Origin of the sequence: Cupriavidus nantongensis (assembly GCF_001598055.1) — a bacterium.
In the GTDB taxonomy this organism is placed as follows: Bacteria; Pseudomonadota; Gammaproteobacteria; order Burkholderiales; family Burkholderiaceae; genus Cupriavidus; species Cupriavidus nantongensis.
On sequence record NZ_CP014844.1, the window covers coordinates 4384072 to 4400054 of the forward strand.

The 15983-nt window shown below is 62.4% G+C and carries 11 protein-coding genes and 3 rRNA genes; 3 read left to right on the forward strand and 11 right to left on the reverse strand.

What is annotated here, in order from left to right:
- Positions 1-20: 20 nt before the first annotated feature.
- The 6 genes from A2G96_RS20280 to A2G96_RS33430 form a co-directional block, all read right to left on the reverse strand.
- Positions 21-1091: an ABC transporter ATP-binding protein gene (locus A2G96_RS20280; RefSeq protein ID WP_150124186.1), complete on the reverse strand. Its 1071-nt coding sequence runs from the start codon at positions 1089-1091 to the stop codon at positions 21-23.
- Positions 1088-2086, reverse strand: coding sequence for an ABC transporter ATP-binding protein (locus A2G96_RS20285; RefSeq protein ID WP_018003713.1), 999 nt, complete (start codon positions 2084-2086; stop codon positions 1088-1090). Before A2G96_RS20285 ends, A2G96_RS20280 begins: the two co-directional genes overlap by 4 nt.
- Positions 2087-2099: 13 nt before the next feature.
- Positions 2100-3032 (reverse strand): ABC transporter permease, encoded by a 933-nt coding sequence (locus A2G96_RS20290; protein WP_062801832.1) that lies wholly within the window; start codon positions 3030-3032, stop codon positions 2100-2102.
- 3 nt (positions 3033-3035) lie between these two features.
- The gene (locus A2G96_RS20295) at positions 3036-4013 is read right to left on the reverse strand and encodes an ABC transporter permease (RefSeq protein WP_012353976.1); all 978 of its coding nucleotides are present in this window, start codon (positions 4011-4013) and stop codon (positions 3036-3038) included.
- Positions 4014-4144: 131 nt separating this feature from the next.
- Positions 4145-5731, reverse strand: coding sequence for an ABC transporter substrate-binding protein (locus A2G96_RS20300; RefSeq protein ID WP_062801833.1), 1587 nt, complete (start codon positions 5729-5731; stop codon positions 4145-4147).
- A gap of 66 nt (positions 5732-5797) precedes the next feature.
- Entirely contained in the window at positions 5798-5998 is a 201-nt protein-coding gene (locus tag A2G96_RS33430; RefSeq protein WP_145987336.1) for a hypothetical protein, read from the reverse strand.
- A gap of 56 nt (positions 5999-6054) precedes the next feature.
- On the opposite strand from A2G96_RS33430, the gene A2G96_RS20305 reads away from it, so the two are divergent.
- Positions 6055-7248: a M20 aminoacylase family protein gene (locus tag A2G96_RS20305; protein ID WP_062801834.1), complete on the forward strand. Its 1194-nt coding sequence runs from the start codon at positions 6055-6057 to the stop codon at positions 7246-7248.
- 87 nt (positions 7249-7335) lie between these two features.
- Positions 7336-8361, forward strand: a complete 1026-nt coding sequence (locus A2G96_RS20310; protein ID WP_062801835.1) for a DUF2891 domain-containing protein — start codon at positions 7336-7338, stop codon at positions 8359-8361.
- 21 nt (positions 8362-8382) lie between these two features.
- On the opposite strand, the gene A2G96_RS20315 is transcribed toward A2G96_RS20310, so the two are convergent.
- The 4 genes from A2G96_RS20315 to A2G96_RS20330 all read right to left on the reverse strand — a co-directional run bounded on the left by A2G96_RS20315 (position 8383) and on the right by A2G96_RS20330 (position 14640).
- Positions 8383-9330: a DUF3047 domain-containing protein gene (locus A2G96_RS20315; protein ID WP_062801836.1), complete on the reverse strand. Its 948-nt coding sequence runs from the start codon at positions 9328-9330 to the stop codon at positions 8383-8385.
- Between the two features lie 295 nt (positions 9331-9625).
- Positions 9626-9738: ribosomal RNA gene (rrf, locus tag A2G96_RS20320) — 5S ribosomal RNA — on the reverse strand.
- A gap of 115 nt (positions 9739-9853) precedes the next feature.
- Positions 9854-12757 (reverse strand): 23S ribosomal RNA (locus tag A2G96_RS20325).
- A 335-nt stretch (positions 12758-13092) separates the two neighbouring features.
- Positions 13093-14640: ribosomal RNA gene (locus tag A2G96_RS20330) — 16S ribosomal RNA — on the reverse strand.
- Together the 16S, 23S and 5S rRNA genes form the textbook arrangement of a ribosomal RNA operon.
- Here A2G96_RS20330 and A2G96_RS32690 point away from each other — a divergent pair.
- Positions 14631-15083, forward strand: a complete 453-nt coding sequence (locus A2G96_RS32690; RefSeq protein ID WP_197672297.1) for a hypothetical protein — start codon at positions 14631-14633, stop codon at positions 15081-15083. The genes A2G96_RS20330 and A2G96_RS32690 overlap by 10 nt on opposite strands.
- Positions 15084-15198: 115 nt before the next feature.
- Here A2G96_RS32690 and A2G96_RS20335 read toward each other — a convergent pair whose 3' ends face one another.
- Positions 15199-15975 carry an enoyl-CoA hydratase gene (locus A2G96_RS20335; protein WP_062801837.1) on the reverse strand — a complete coding sequence of 259 codons (777 nt, stop codon included), beginning with the start codon at positions 15973-15975 and terminating at the stop codon, positions 15199-15201.
- Positions 15976-15983 lie beyond the last annotated feature (8 nt).

Genomic DNA, 15983 nt, shown 5'->3' on the forward strand with positions numbered 1-15983 from the left:
GCCCCCGCGATTTGCAGGCCTTATTTCATGTCATTCAGGTGGCATGCCGAGAACCGCAGCGGCGCAATCTCCTTGAGCAGCGGCTGCTCTTCGCGGCAACGCGGCATCGCGTGCGGGCAGCGCGGATGGAAATGGCAGCCGCTCGGCGGATGCAGCGGCGACGGAATCTCGCCGCGGATCGCGACGTAGGTCTTGCGCGCTACCTCCAGCTTGGGCGCCTCCGCCAGCAGCGCCTGCGTATAGGGATGGTTGGGCGCGGCGAACACGTCTTCGGTCGGCGCGGATTCGACCACCCGTCCCAGGTACATGATCACCACCCGGTCGCTGATGTGCTTGACCACGCCCAGGTCGTGGCTGATGAACAGGTAGGTCAGGTTCAGCTCTTCGCGCAGGCGCATGAACAGGTTCAGCACCTGGGCCTGGATCGATACGTCGAGCGCCGCCACCGATTCGTCGCAGACCAGGAACTCGGGCTTCACCGCGAGCGCGCGCGCAATGCCGATGCGCGCGCGCTGGCCACCGGAAAACTGGTGCGGGAAGCGGCGCAGCACAGTCGGGTCCATGCCCACGCGCACCAGCATGTCCTCGACATAGCCCTTCTGCGCGCCGCGTCCGACCATGCCGTGCACCACCGGCGCCTCGCCGACGATGTCGAGCACGCGCAGGCGCGGGTTCAGCGACGCATACGGATCCTGGAAGATCATCTGGATCGCCAGCTGCTTTTCGCGGCGCTTGTCGGGCGGCAGGTGGTCCAGGTTGGTGCCGCGCCACAGCCGTTCGCCCTCGGTCAGCGAGTGCAGGCCCACGGCCATGCGGCCGAGCGTGGACTTGCCGCATCCGGATTCGCCCACCAGCCCCACCACCTCGCCGGCGCGGATGCTCAGGTCGACGCGGTCGACCGCATGCACCACCTCTTCGCGAGCATGCGCGCCGAACAGGTTGGCGATGCGCGCGGCGGCATCGAGCGACTTGACGAAGCGCTTGGACACGCCGCGCAGTTCGAGGATCGGCGCAGCGGGCGTGGCGCCTTCTGCTTCGGCCGGTGCGGCCGGTTCGGTCATCGGGCGGGATTGCAGTGCAGTGGCGTTCATGCCGCCTCCTGGTTGGCCAGCACCGGATGGAAGCAGCGCAGGCGGCGCCCGTCCGCGGCGGTTTCCAGCGGGGGTTCGGTCTTGCAGGCCGCGGTCGCATAGGGACAGCGCTCGCGGAACGAGCAGCCGCCCGGCAGGTTCAGCAGCGATGGCGTCATGCCCGGGATCTGCCGCAGCGGCGCGCCGCGCGGATTGCGCGACGGCGCCGAGCTGATCAGCCCGTGCGTGTAGGGATGCTCGGGGTGCTCCAGCACCTGGCGCACGTCGCCGGCCTCGACGATCTTGCCGGCATACATCACGCAGACCGAATCGGCCAGCCCCGCCACCACCGACAGATCGTGCGTGATCCAGATCAGCGCCGTGCCGGATTCGCGGCACAGGGTCTGCATCTCGTACAGGATCTGGCCCTGGATGGTCACGTCGAGCGCCGTGGTCGGTTCGTCGGCAATGATCAGGTCGGGCTTGTTCAGCAGCGCCGTGGCGATCGCCACGCGCTGGCGCATGCCGCCCGAGAACTGGTGCGGATAGGCCTGCAGGCGCTCGTCCGGCGACGGAATGCCGACCCGCGCCAGCGCATTGCGCGCGCGCTCGCGCGCCACCGCCTTGCTTACGTTCTCATGCGCCAGCACCGCCTCGATCATCTGCGTATCGATGCGCAGCACCGGGTTCAGCGTCATCATCGGATCCTGGAAGATCATCGCGATGCGGTTGCCGCGCACGTCGCGCTGCTGCGCCGGCGTAAGCGCGCGCAGGTCGCGCGTGACGCCGTCGCGGCTGGTCAGCGCGATGCGGCCGTCGACGATCTTCCCGGGCGGGTCGATCAGGCCCATGATCGAATAGCCGGTCATGGACTTGCCCGAGCCGGACTCGCCCACCAGCCCCATGATCTCGCCGCGGCCCACGGTGAAGGACACGTCGTCGACGGCCCGGGCGATGCCGCCGCGCGTATAGAAATGCGTTTTCAGGTGTTCGACCACCAGCGTCGGTTGTGCCATCTTGCGCTTCCGGTTATTGCGTCTGCAGGCGCGGGTTCAGCACATCGCGCAGCTGGTCGGCGACCAGGTTCATCGCCACGATGGTGACCACCAGCGCAATGCCCGGGAAGAAGCTAATCCAGTACTTGCCCGACAGCATGTACTGCTGGCCGTTGGAAATCAGCGAACCCAGCGACGGCTCGGTGATCGGCACGCCCAGCCCGAGGAACGACAGCGTCGCCTCCAGCGTGATCGCCGAGGCCACCTGCAGCGCCGCGATCACGATCAGTGGCGGCAGGCAGTTGGGCAACAGGTGGCGGAACATGATGCGGGCGGGCGGCAGGCCCAGGCAGGTGGCGGCCTCGATGTACTCCTTGCGCCGTTCGACCAGCGCGGCGCTGCGCGTGGTGCGCGCGTAGTAGGCCCACTGCACCGCCACCAGCGCGATCACGATATTGCCCAGCCCCGGGCGCAGGAAGGCCAGCAGGATCAGCGCCAGCAGGATCGGCGGGAACGACAGCTGCAGGTCCGCCACGCGCATGATGAAGGCCTCGGTGCGTCCGCCCAGGAAACCGGCCAGCAGCCCGAGCGTGGCGCCTAGCAGCAGCGCGATCAGGGTGCTGACCACGCCCACGCCGATGCTGATGCGCAACCCGTACATCACCGCCGACAGGATGTCGCGGCCCTGCTCGTCCGAGCCCAGCAGGAAGGTCATGCCGCTGCCGGCCTGCTCGCCCGGCGCCAGGCGCGCGTCGAGCACGTCCAGCGTGGCCAGGTCATACGGGTTCTGCGGCGCCAGCCACGGCGCGAAGATGGCGATCAGGATGATCGTCACCAGCGTGGCCAGCCCCGCCACGGCGATCTTGCTGGCGAAGAACTCGGCGGCAAAGCGTCGCCAGGGGGATTGCTCGCGCGCCGCGGCGCGCGGCGGCGTCTTGTCTTCGGGTTCGACGGTGACTGCGGTCATGGCTCAGCCCTTGTTATCGGCAATGCGCACGCGTGGATCGAGCATGCTGTAGATGATGTCCACCACCAGGTTGATCAGGATGAACAGCGTCACGATCACCATCAGGTAGGCGACGATCACCGGCCGGTCCAACAGCTGGATCGAATCGATGATGAGCTTGCCCATGCCGGGCCAGGCGAAGATGGTCTCGGTCACGATTGCAAAGGCGATGATCGAGCCGAACTGCAGCGCGATCACGGTGACGATGGGAATCAGGATGTTCTTCAGCACATGCACGCCGACGATGCGGGTGTTGGACAGCCCCTTGGCGCGCGCGAACTTGACGTAGTCCTGCAGCATCGCCTCTTGCGTGCCGGCGCGCGTGAGCCGGATCACCATGGCGATGTTGAGCAGCGACAGCGTCACGGCCGGCAGGATCAGGTGGCGGATGCCATCGGCGGTCAGGAAGCTGAGCGGGATGCCCAGCACGCGCACGGTCTCGCCGCGGCCGTTGGACGGCAGCCAGCCCAGCTGCACCGCGAACACCATGATCAGCATCAGCCCGACCCAGAAGGTGGGCAGCGAGAAACCCAGGATCGACACCGTCATGATCGACTTGCCGGCAATGCCCTTGGGCCGCAGCCCGGCCCACAGGCCCAGCGGGATGCCCAGCACGATCGCCAGCAGGATCGCGCAGACCGCCAGCTCCATGGTTGCCGGCATGCGCTCGAAGATCAGCTTGAGCGCCGGCGTGCCATGCGCGAACGAGGTACCGAGGTTGCCTTGCAGCGCGTTCTGCAGGAACACCCAGTACTGCTCCCACAGCGGCTTGTCCAGGCCCAGCGCCGCGATGGTGCGCTTGATGTCCTCCTGGTCGGCCTGCGGGTTGATCAGGATGTCGACGGGATTGCCGATGGCAAAGACGCCGAGGAAAACCAGCAGCGACATGACGAAGAGCACGACCACGCTCTGCATCAGGCGCCGGATGATAAAGACCAGCATATTCAGACCACTATCCTTTCGCGCGCGAATGCGCACGCCGCCCGGGAGCGCGATGCGCTTCCAGGCGGCGCGGCAGCCATGCGCGGCACCGCGAACTCAGCAGCAGGCAGCCTGCTTACCGGGGGCTTGACTTACTGGGGCTTGAAATTATGCGCGTACGTGCGCTCGTCGGTGCGCGGCACGTAGACGATGCCCTTCTGCGTGGCCCAGGTGGTCACCTGCTGGTGGATCGGGATGATACCGCCATCGTTGATCGCGATCGCGGTGGCTTCCTGCAGCAGCTTGGAGCGCTCGGTGTCGTCCACCGTCGACAGCGCCTTTTCCAGCACCACATCCATCTTCGGGTTGCAGTACTCGCCCCAGTTGGTGGTGCCGAAGCCCTTCTTGCTGTCTTCGCATGCCAGCAGCGCGCGCAGCGGCGAGCTGACCTCGCCGGTCTGCGCGCCCCAGCCGAGCAGGCCGAACGACCACTCGTGCTTGATGCCCTTGGACGAGTACGTCGCCATCGGCATGCCCTCGACCTTGGTCGAGATGCCGATGCGGGTCAGGTTCTGCGCGATGGTCTGCGCGATCTTCTCGTCGTTGACGTAGCGGTTGTTGGGCGTGTGCAGCGTCACGCCGAAGCCATTGGGGAAGCCGGCCTCGGCCAGCAGCTTCTTGGCGCCCTCGGGGTCGTACTTGACCGTCTTCAGGTTGGGGTTGTAGCCGAACAGCGTGGGCGGCACCAGGTTGTTGGTTGGCTCGGACAGGCCTTCCATCAGCCGGTCCTTGATGCCCTGCCGGTTGATCGCCATGCTGATGGCATTGCGCACGCGCGTGTCCTTCAGCGGGTTCTTGTCCAGCGGCGCGCCTTCCTTGGTGGTGACGTAAGGCGACTTGTCGCGCTTGGCATCGAAATACAGGTAGATCACGCGATGCGAGATCTTGGAGAAGAACGCCAGCTTGGGATCCTTGCGCACCTTGGGCAGGTCGGGCGTGGGCACGTTCTCGATGGCCTGCACATCGCCCGACAGCAGCGCCGCCAGGCGCGTCGCCGGGTTGGGGATAAAGCGCAGCGTGACCTTGTCCCAGGCCGGCTTGTTGCCCCAGTAATCGTTGTTGCGCACCAGCTCGACCCGGTCGTCGCGCGCATAGCTGACGAACTTGAACGGGCCAGTGCCGATCATGCCCTTGCCCTGCGCAAAGTCATCCGAGCCCAGGCCCTGCGTGGCCTTCTTCTGCACGATGAAGATCGACGTCAGGTCGTTCAGCATCAGCGGATACGGCTGGCTGGTGGTGAGCTGGATGGTGTGCTTGTCGATGATCTTCTTGTTGACGATCGCCTTGGTGTAGACGTCGAACTTGCCCGGGCTGTTCTGGATCGTGGCGGGGCGGTCGAGCGACCAGATCACGTCCTCGGCGGTCAGCTCGGAGCCGTCGTGGAACTTCACGCCCTTGCGGATCTTGAATTCCCAGGTGAGGTTGTTGACCAGCTTCCACGACTCGGCCAGGCCCGGGATGATGCGGCTGTCCGGGTCCATCTTGGTCAGCGAGTCGAAGATATGCTCGGAAACGTTGATGTTGGAGAACAGGTTGTAGAAGTGCGGATCCATCGAGGTCGGCGGCGAACTCATGGTCAGTTTGAGGTCCGCAGCCTGGGCGGTGCCGGCCAGCGCAAGGCCAAGGGCCCCCGCCACCGCGACCGCGCCAATTGCCTTCTTGAAAGTGCGAAGGGACATCGCGCAATTCTCCCTGTAGGAAGTGAAGCAGACGTTTTAGGATCGGCAATGCGCGCGCGCAGCGGGTCACGAGCGGCGCTGCTTTTTGGTGCGATGGGGCATCACAAAGCGACGGTATTGCCGGCCGGGCACTTCAAGCATGAACTGTTCCAGCAGTGCACATGCCACGGCAATGCGGGGAAACCCACCCGCGCCGGCATATTGCACTGCGCCAACGCGGCGAGCGCGCAGCAAATCGCCGCGTTTTGGCGCTTTCGCGACTGGCATCGTATGATCCGGGTATCCCATTGCTAACGCCTTCGACCCCAAGGCCGCCCGGCATCATGAAGCTGATCCCCGAAATCCTGCAGGCACAAGCCGAAATCCGCGCGATCCGGCGCGACATCCACGCCCATCCCGAACTCTGCTTCGAAGAACAGCGCACCGCCGACGTGGTCGCGCGCAACCTCGAAGCGTGGGGCATCGAAGTCCACCGCGGGCTCGGCACCACCGGCCTGGTTGGTGTGATCCGCAATGGCAGCAGCTCGCGCACCATCGGCCTGCGCGCCGACATGGACGCGCTGCCGCTGCAGGAAGCCAATACCTTCGAGCACCGCTCGCAGCACGTCGGCAAGATGCACGCGTGCGGCCATGACGGCCACACCGCGATGCTGCTCGGCGCGGCGCGCTACCTGGCGCAGCACAAGCCCTTCGACGGCACCGTGCACCTGATCTTCCAGCCGGCCGAGGAAGGCGGCGGCGGCGCGCGCGAGATGATCAAGGACGGCCTGTTCGAGCGCTTTCCGTGCGACGCGGTGTTCGGCGTGCACAACTGGCCGGGCATGCCGATGGGCGCCTTCGGCACACGCGCGGGTCCGCTGATGGCATCGAGCAACGAGTTCCGCATCGTCGTGCGCGGCAAGGGCGCGCATGCGGCCATGCCCAACAACGGCAACGACCCGGTATTCACCGCGGCGCAGATCGTGTCGGCGCTGCAGGGCATCATCACGCGCAACAAGCGCCCGATCGATACCGCGGTGATCTCGGTGACGCAGTTCCATGCCGGCGATGCCACCAACATCGTGCCGGACCAGGCCTGGATCGGCGGTACCGTGCGTACCTTCACGGTGCCGGTGCTCGACCTGATCGAGCGGCGCATGGAAGAGGTGGCGCGCGCGGTGGCGGCGGCATTCGACTGCACCGTCGAATACGAATTCCACCGCAACTACCCGCCCACCATCAACAGCGAGGCCGAAACCGGCTTTGCCGCCACGGTCGCCGCCGAGCTGGTCGGCGCGGACAACGTCGACAGCAACGTCGAGCCCACCATGGGCGCCGAGGATTTCTCGTTCATGCTGCAGCACAGGCCCGGCTGCTATCTGTTCCTCGGCAATGGCGACGGCGGCCATCGCGACGCCGGTCATGGCCTCGGGCCTTGCATGCTGCACAACCCCAGCTACGATTTCAACGACGAACTGCTGCCGGTCGGCTCGACCTTCTTCGTGCGGCTGGTGGAGAAGTGGCTCGCACCTGCCTGATGGCAGGTAGCTGATGGCATAGACCCGAGCGTGCCCGAGCACGCCTGCCTGAGCAGGGCAATACGATCACAAAGGGGAGCTTCGGCGATGGGGCGTTCGGCGCTGGATCGCGAGACCGCGCGCAGCTTTGCGCGCGTGGCGCTGGAGAATATCCTGCGCCGTTATCCGTACAAGCTGGACCACATGATGGCGGGCGCCGGCGATCTCGCCGGACCGGCCGCCTGGCATCCGGTGTTTTGCGGCAGCTACGACTGGCACTCCAGCGTGCATATGCACTGGCTGCTGGTGCGGCTGCTGGCACTGCATCCGGACCTCGAGGAAGCGCCGCGCATCCGCGCCATGCTGGACGCCCAGTTGCGGCCGGACGCGATGGCCGCCGAACTCGCGTATTTCCGCCGGCACGACTCACGCACCTTCGAGCGCCCCTACGGCTGGGGCTGGATGCTGAAGCTGCAAGCGGAACTGCTGGCGCTGGCACGGCACGACCCGCATGCCAGCGTCTGGGCCGAAGCCTGCGCGCCGCTGGCCTCGCATCTATCGCAGCAACTGGCGGAATTCCTTGATGCGGCAGCGTTCCCGGTGCGCACCGGCACCCACTACAACAGCGCCTTCGCGCTGGTCATGGCGCTGGCCTATGCGCGCACGCACCAGGACCTGGCCCTGCGGCGCGCCATCGTACGGCGCGCCCACCGCTGGTTCGGCCACGACCAGAAGTATCCGGCCCGCTACGAGCCCGGCGGCGACGAGTTCCTGTCCGGTGGGCTGACCGAAGCCGTGCTGATGCACGCGGTGATGGACGGTTGCGCGTTCTCGGAGTGGTGGGAGCTGTTCGTGCCGGGCCAGGCCGAACTGGCCAACTGGCTGACACCGGTGACGGTGACCAACCGCAACGATCCCAAGGCCGCACACCTGGACGGACTGAACCTGTCGCGCGCCTGGTGCTGGCGCCTGCTGGAACCCGCCCTGCCCGATCCGCTGCGGCCGCTGGCGATCCGTGCGTGGTCGGACCATATCGAGGCGTCGCTGCCCCAGGCGGTGGAGGGCGAGTATGTGTCCACGCACTGGCTGGCCTCGTTCGCGGTGCTCGCGCTGGCCGAACCGATCGGCGGCTGAGGGCGCCGCCGGCGCGGCAACCTAGTCCAGCGCGATGTCGCCGTACCAGGCTTCGGCCTTGCTCTTGGTATTGTCGGTATCGGTCATGATGCCGACCGCGATGACGCGGCCGGGGTCAGTGCCGAACGCCTTGCGATAGTCTGCGCGCAGATCTCGCTCGTGGCAACGCCACTCATTGGCGTGCTTCATGCCGCTATCGACCACGATCATGCGCACACGATCGGTGTGCGGGTTCTTCACCACCGCGCCTTCCGCGCGCTGGCCGCCCCAGATATACATCAGCGTGGCGTACGGCATCTCGCGCCCGGTGGTCAGCCGCGCCATCTCGTACATCAACTGGTCCTTGAGCGGCAGCGCGCCCTTGTCGCCGTCAAAGGCGACGAACAGCCGCAGCGGCGAATCCTCGCGCGGGCCATGGCTGTTGTCGGCGTTGCGGATGATGCCGCTGGTCTTCCAGGTCCAGCGCACCATGCCGGCATCGCGCTCGCGCAGCGGCACATAAAGTCCGGAGGCCGAACTGTCGGCCTTGGCGTGCACCACGACACGCTGATCGACCTCGGCCAGCGTGTAAGTGGTGGGAGTCTTGTTGCGGTTGATGGTCCACGGGTGCCAGCCTACAGGCAGCCGGTCGCCGCGAGGTGAAACCGAAAACAGCGGCAACCTGGCGAGGGTGGCCGGCGAGGCCTCGGCGGGTTCGCCATCGTCCCCTGCTTCGGCATCCGCTGCCAGGGTGTTGGCAGCGGCCAGGGCGTCGGGTTCAGGGACTGCGGTCTCGGCCTGCGCGGCGGCGTGGGCCGCCATGCGCGCTGTGAAGGCCTGGCAATCGATGGCGGAGCTGGAGGCGGCAGGGACGGCCAAAGCCGGTTGTCCTTGCGGGGCGGAAGATTCAGGGGGAGTGGAAGCGCACCCTGCCAGCAGAAGCGCGCTGGCGGCGCCAGTCGAAACCAGCCGAAACATCTTGGCCGTCATGTAACCCCTCGAAACCCGAAATCGCGGGCCCGCTCTGTCGGCATCGGCCCGCTCTATTGCTCACTGCTTGCTGCAAACGCGTGTTGCAACCGCCTTCGTGCCACCCGTTGGCACTTGAGGGTCGAACATAGCAGAAGGCGGACCGGGCAGGAATGCGCCGCGACCCGCAATGCGGCATGAAAACAACGGGGGATCGGGGTGCCGGCGTTACGGCAATGGCGAGCGCAGCATTTTGGCCGCGCCAAAGACAAAACCCCTCGCAGCACACGCTGTCGAGGGGTTTTGCACAATAAGAGCCTGGCGATGACCTACTTTCACACGGGAATCCGCACTATCATCGGCGCGGAGCTGTTTCACGGTCCTGTTCGGGATGGGAAGGGGTGGTTCCGGCTCGCTATGGTCACCAGGCATGAGGGGTTGTGACGCTGGGGTTGAGGCCAGCATCACGAATCGGGATGTAGTGTTGGTTGTGCGTGTATCGAGGCACAAGGCGACGCTCAACCAGGTGAAACACACTGGTTATAGGATCAAGCCTTACGGGCAATTAGTACTGGTTAGCTTAACGCATTACTGCGCTTCCACACCCAGCCTATCAACGTCCTGGTCTCGAACGACCCTTCAAGGAGGTCAAGCCTCCAGGGAATCCTCATCTTCAGGCGAGTTTCCCGCTTAGATGCTTTCAGCGGTTATCTCTTCCGTACATAGCTACCCTGCGATGCCTCTGGCGAGACAACAGGTACACCAGCGGTACGTCCACTCCGGTCCTCTCGTACTAGGAGCAGCCCCCGTCAAGATTCCAACGCCCACGGCAGATAGGGACCAAACTGTCTCACGACGTTTTAAACCCAGCTCACGTACCTCTTTAAATGGCGAACAGCCATACCCTTGGGACCGGCTACAGCCCCAGGATGAGATGAGCCGACATCGAGGTGCCAAACACCGCCGTCGATATGAACTCTTGGGCGGTATCAGCCTGTTATCCCCAGAGTACCTTTTATCCGTTGAGCGATGGCCCTTCCATTCAGAACCACCGGATCACTATGTCCTGCTTTCGCACCTGCTCGACTTGTCGGTCTCGCAGTTAAGCACGCTTTTGCCATTGCACTTTAGGTACGATGTCCGACCGTACCAAGCGTACCTTCGAACTCCTCCGTTACACTTTGGGAGGAGACCGCCCCAGTCAAACTGCCTACCATGCACTGTCCCCGACCCGGATTCACGGGCCAAGGTTAGAACCTCAAACAAACCAGGGTGGTATTTCAAGGACGGCTCCACGTGAACTGGCGTCCACGCTTCAAAGCCTCCCACCTATCCTACACAGATCGGTTCAAAGTCCAATGCAAAGCTACAGTAAAGGTTCATGGGGTCTTTCCGTCTAGCCGCGGGGAGATTGCATCATCACAAACACTTCAACTTCGCTGAGTCTCGGGAGGAGACAGTGTGGCCATCGTTACGCCATTCGTGCAGGTCGGAACTTACCCGACAAGGAATTTCGCTACCTTAGGACCGTTATAGTTACGGCCGCCGTTTACCGGGACTTCAATCAAGAGCTTGCACCCCATCATTTAATCTTCCGGCACCGGGCAGGCGTCACACCCTATACGTCCACTTTCGTGTTTGCAGAGTGCTGTGTTTTTATTAAACAGTCGCAGCCACCATTTTATTGCAACCCCTTCACCCTTCTGGCGCAGGCCAGTCAAGCTACCAGGGCGTACCTTATCCCGAAGTTACGGTACCAATTTGCCGAGTTCCTTCTCCCGAGTTCTCTCAAGCGCCTTAGAATACTCATCTCGCCCACCTGTGTCGGTTTGCGGTACGGTCTCGTATGACTGAAGCTTAGAGGCTTTTCTTGGAACCACTTCCAATTGCTTCGCAGCACTAGGCCGCTCGCCCCGTAGCCTTGAATTACGCGCCCGGATTTGCCTAAGCGCCTTCTCCACTACAGGGACCGGGACTTCCAACACCCGGAGAACCTTCCGCGATCCGTCCCCCCATCGCATCATACGACGGTGCAGGAATATTAACCTGCTTCCCATCAGCTACGCATCTCTGCCTCGCCTTAGGGGCCGACTCACCCTACGCCGATGAACGTTGCGTAGGAAACCTTGGGCTTACGGCGAGGGGGCCTTTCACCCCCTTTATCGCTACTCATGTCAGCATTCGCACTTCTGATACCTCCAGCATCCTTTACAAGACACCTTCACAGGCTTACAGAACGCTCTCCTACCACGCGTGCGCTCCTTTAAATCCACTAGCACGACCACCAGCGATCATTGTTGGTGGCTTTGTCGATGCTGCGCATCGACAAGCTTGGTGCACTTAAAGGAACGCACGCGTCCGCAGCTTCGGTGACTGGGGCTGCTTCTAAGCCAACCTCCTGACTGTTTTAGCCTTCCCACTTCGTTTCCCACTTAGCCAATCTTTGGGACCTTAGCTGGCGGTCTGGGTTGTTTCCCTCTTGACACCGGACGTTAGCACCCGATGTCTGTCTCCCGTGATTGCACTCTTCGGTATTCGGAGTTTGCTATGGCGGGGTAATCAGCAATAGACCCCCCAACCATGACAGTGCTCTACCCCCGAAGGTGAGACACGAGGCACTACCTAAATAGTTTTCGGAGAGAACCAGCTATTTCCAGATTTGTTTAGCCTTTCACCCCTATCCACAGCTCATCCCCTAACTTTTCAACGTTAGTGGGTTCGGTCCTCCAGTACGTGTTACCGCACCTTCAACCTGGCCATGGATAGATCATCTGGTTTCGGGTCTACACCCAGCGACTCAACGCCCTGTTCGGACTCGCTTTCGCTACGCCTTCCCTAACCGGTTAAGCTTGCCACTGAATGTAAGTCGCTGACCCATTATACAAAAGGTACGCCGTCACCCCCGAAAGGGCTCCGACTGTTTGTATGCATGCGGTTTCAGGATCTATTTCACTCCCCTCCCGGGGTTCTTTTCGCCTTTCCCTCACGGTACTGGTTCACTATCGGTCGATCACGAGTATTTAGCCTTGGAGGATGGTCCCCCCATCTTCAGACAGGATTTCACGTGTCCCGCCCTACTTGTCGTACACCTAGTTCCACAATCGTGTTTTCGCATACAGGGCTATCACCTGCTATGGCCGGGCTTTCCATCCCGTTCTGCTAACACCACTGCTAAAGAGTACAAGGCTGTTCCCATTTCGTTCGCCACTACTTTGGGAATCTCGGTTGATTTCTGTTCCTGCAGCTACTTAGATGTTTCAGTTCGCCGCGTTCGCTTCCCACACCTATGGATTCAGTGTGGGATGACCCATACGGGCCGGGTTTCCCCATTCGGACATCTCCGGATCAAAGCTCGTTTGCCAGCTCCCCGAAGCTTTTCGCAGGCTACCGCGTCCTTCATCGCCTGTGATCGCCAAGGCATCCACCACATGCACTTGTTCGCTTGACCCTATAACAAGTGTGTCTCATCGACACGCTCACTACAGGTTGAGTTCTCGCATTTGTGCCGTATTCCAAGTCATCTTTCGATCACTTTAAAATACATTTGGTTGATACAATCACAACCCGGTATCGCGTTCAACTACTGTGCTTCTCATCAAAGCACCGCGACACCTTTACTACATCCCATATTGTTAAAGAACAGCCGATCCGCAGGTCAGACCCGCGCTCGCTTGGCAATGCCAAATGCAAACGCTCAAAGCTTAAGCGCTTGCATTTGGCCATCTGGCCTTAACCAACAAACTACCGATAAGTGTGGACGCTCAACGTTGGCTGCACGCTCTGAAAGGAGGTGATCCAGCCGCACCTTCCGATACGGCTACCTTGTTACGACTTCACCCCAGTCATGAACCCTGCCGTGGTAATCGCCCTCCTTGCGGTTAGGCTAACTACTTCTGGCAAAACCCACTCCCATGGTGTGACGGGCGGTGTGTACAAGACCCGGGAACGTATTCACCGCGGCATGCTGATCCGCGATTACTAGCGATTCCAGCTTCACGTAGTCGAGTTGCAGACTACGATCCGGACTACGATGCGTTTTCTGGGATTAGCTCCCCCTCGCGGGTTGGCAACCCTCTGTACGCACCATTGTATGACGTGTGAAGCCCTACCCATAAGGGCCATGAGGACTTGACGTCATCCCCACCTTCCTCCGGTTTGTCACCGGCAGTCTCTCTAGAGTGCCCTTTCGTAGCAACTAGAGACAAGGGTTGCGCTCGTTGCGGGACTTAACCCAACATCTCACGACACGAGCTGACGACAGCCATGCAGCACCTGTGTCCACTTTCCCTTTCGGGCACCTGATGCATCTCTGCTTCGTTAGTGGCATGTCAAGGGTAGGTAAGGTTTTTCGCGTTGCATCGAATTAATCCACATCATCCACCGCTTGTGCGGGTCCCCGTCAATTCCTTTGAGTTTTAATCTTGCGACCGTACTCCCCAGGCGGTCAACTTCACGCGTTAGCTACGTTACTGAAGAAATGAATCCCCAACAACTAGTTGACATCGTTTAGGGCGTGGACTACCAGGGTATCTAATCCTGTTTGCTCCCCACGCTTTCGTGCATGAGCGTCAGTCACGTCCCAGGGGGCTGCCTTCGCCATCGGTATTCCTCCACATCTCTACGCATTTCACTGCTACACGTGGAATTCTACCCCCCTCTGACGCACTCTAGCCTGACAGTCACAAGCGCCATTCCCAGGTTGAGCCCGGGGATTTCACGCCTGTCTTATCAAACCGCCTGCGCACGCTTTACGCCCAGTAATTCCGATTAACGCTCGCACCCTACGTATTACCGCGGCTGCTGGCACGTAGTTAGCCGGTGCTTATTCTTCCGGTACCGTCATCGACCCGAGGTATTAGCCCAGGCCATTTCTTTCCGGACAAAAGTGCTTTACAACCCGAAGGCCTTCTTCACACACGCGGCATTGCTGGATCAGGGTTGCCCCCATTGTCCAAAATTCCCCACTGCTGCCTCCCGTAGGAGTCTGGGCCGTGTCTCAGTCCCAGTGTGGCTGATCGTCCTCTCAGACCAGCTACTGATCGTCGCCTTGGTAGGCCTTTACCCCACCAACTAGCTAATCAGACATCGGCCGCTCCTATCGCGCGAGGCCGTTACCGGTCCCCCGCTTTCACCCTCGGGTCGTATGCGGTATTAGCTAATCTTTCGACTAGTTATCCCCCACGACAGGGCACGTTCCGATGTATTACTCACCCGTCGCCGCCGATATCTTCTTGCCCACGCTGCTGGCCACAGGCGGAGCCTGCCTGGCCGGATTGCTCGCGGTGGCGTGGGTCCAGCGGATCAACCTGCTGCGGCCAGCAGTGCTGATTACGTTCGGACTGGTGATCGGGTTGCTTGGGGCAATGTTCGCGTGGTTGCAGCATGCGCCGCCCGAGCAGGTCGGCACCGTGACGGCGCTGGCTGGCGCCGGTTTCATCCTGTCCCTGATCACCCTCTTCCTGATTTGCGGGGCGCTGCGCCGGATCAATGTGTATGAGGCGTTTATCGATGGTGCCAAGGAAGGCTTCGGCGTCGCGGTGCAGATCATTCCCTATCTGGTTGCGATCCTGATCGCCATTGGCCTGTTCCGCGCCGCGGGCTGCATGGACGTGCTGATGAGCTGGCTGATGCACGGCTTCGCGATGCTGGGCGTCAATACCGATTTTGTCCCGGCGCTGCCGGTCGGGCTGATGAAGATCCTTTCCGGCGCGGGTGCGCGCGGCTTGGGCCGGTTTCGCCGCCCTTGCAACACCTTTGTCACGGCGATGCGCTAAACGTTCCCGCGGTTCCCGCGTAAGGCCTTGAACGGCAAAGGGAAATCGCCTCGGCTGGTGACGAAAACGGAGCAATATCCCTGCTCGCCCCTCGGGTATTCCCTGATTCCAGCGTTTAACGGTGCTGGAAATTCGGGCTGCGCTTCTCGACAAAGGCGGCCATGCCCTCTTTCTGGTCTTCGGTGGCGAAGGTGGCGTGGAACAGGCGGCGCTCGAAGTGCACGCCCTCTGCCAGCGTGGTCTCGTAGGCGGCGTTGACCGACTCCTTGATCATCATGACCACCGGCAGCGAAAACCCGGCGATGGTCTCGGCCGCCGCCAGCACCTCGTCCAGCAGCTTGTCGGCGGGCACCACGCGCGACACCAGGCCGGAGCGCTCGGCTTCGGCGGCGTCCATCATGCGCGAAGTCAGGCACAGGTCCATCGCCTTGGCCTTGGAAACCGCGCGCGGCAGCCGCTGCGTGCCACCCGCGCCGGGCATGGTGCCGAGCTTGACCTCGGGCTGGCCGAACTTGGCCGAGTCCGCCGCGATGACGATGTCGCACATCATCGCCAGTTCGCAGCCGCCACCCAGCGCATAGCCGGCCACGCCCGCGATCACCGGCTTGCGGATCTTGCGGATGGTTTCCCAGTTGCGGGTGATGTAGTCGCCCTTGTAGACGTCCATGAAAGAGTACTTGGCCATCATGCCGATATCGGCGCCGGCGGCGAAGGCACGCTCGCTGCCGGTGATGACGATGGCGCCGATACCTTCATCCTGGTCGAACGCGGTCAGCGCGGCGCCCAGTTCATCCATCAGCGCATCATTGAGCGCATTCAGGGCCTTCGGGCGGTTCAGCGTGACCAGGCCAACGCGGCCGCGGGTCTCGACCAGGATGTTTTCGTACGGCATGTCTTCTC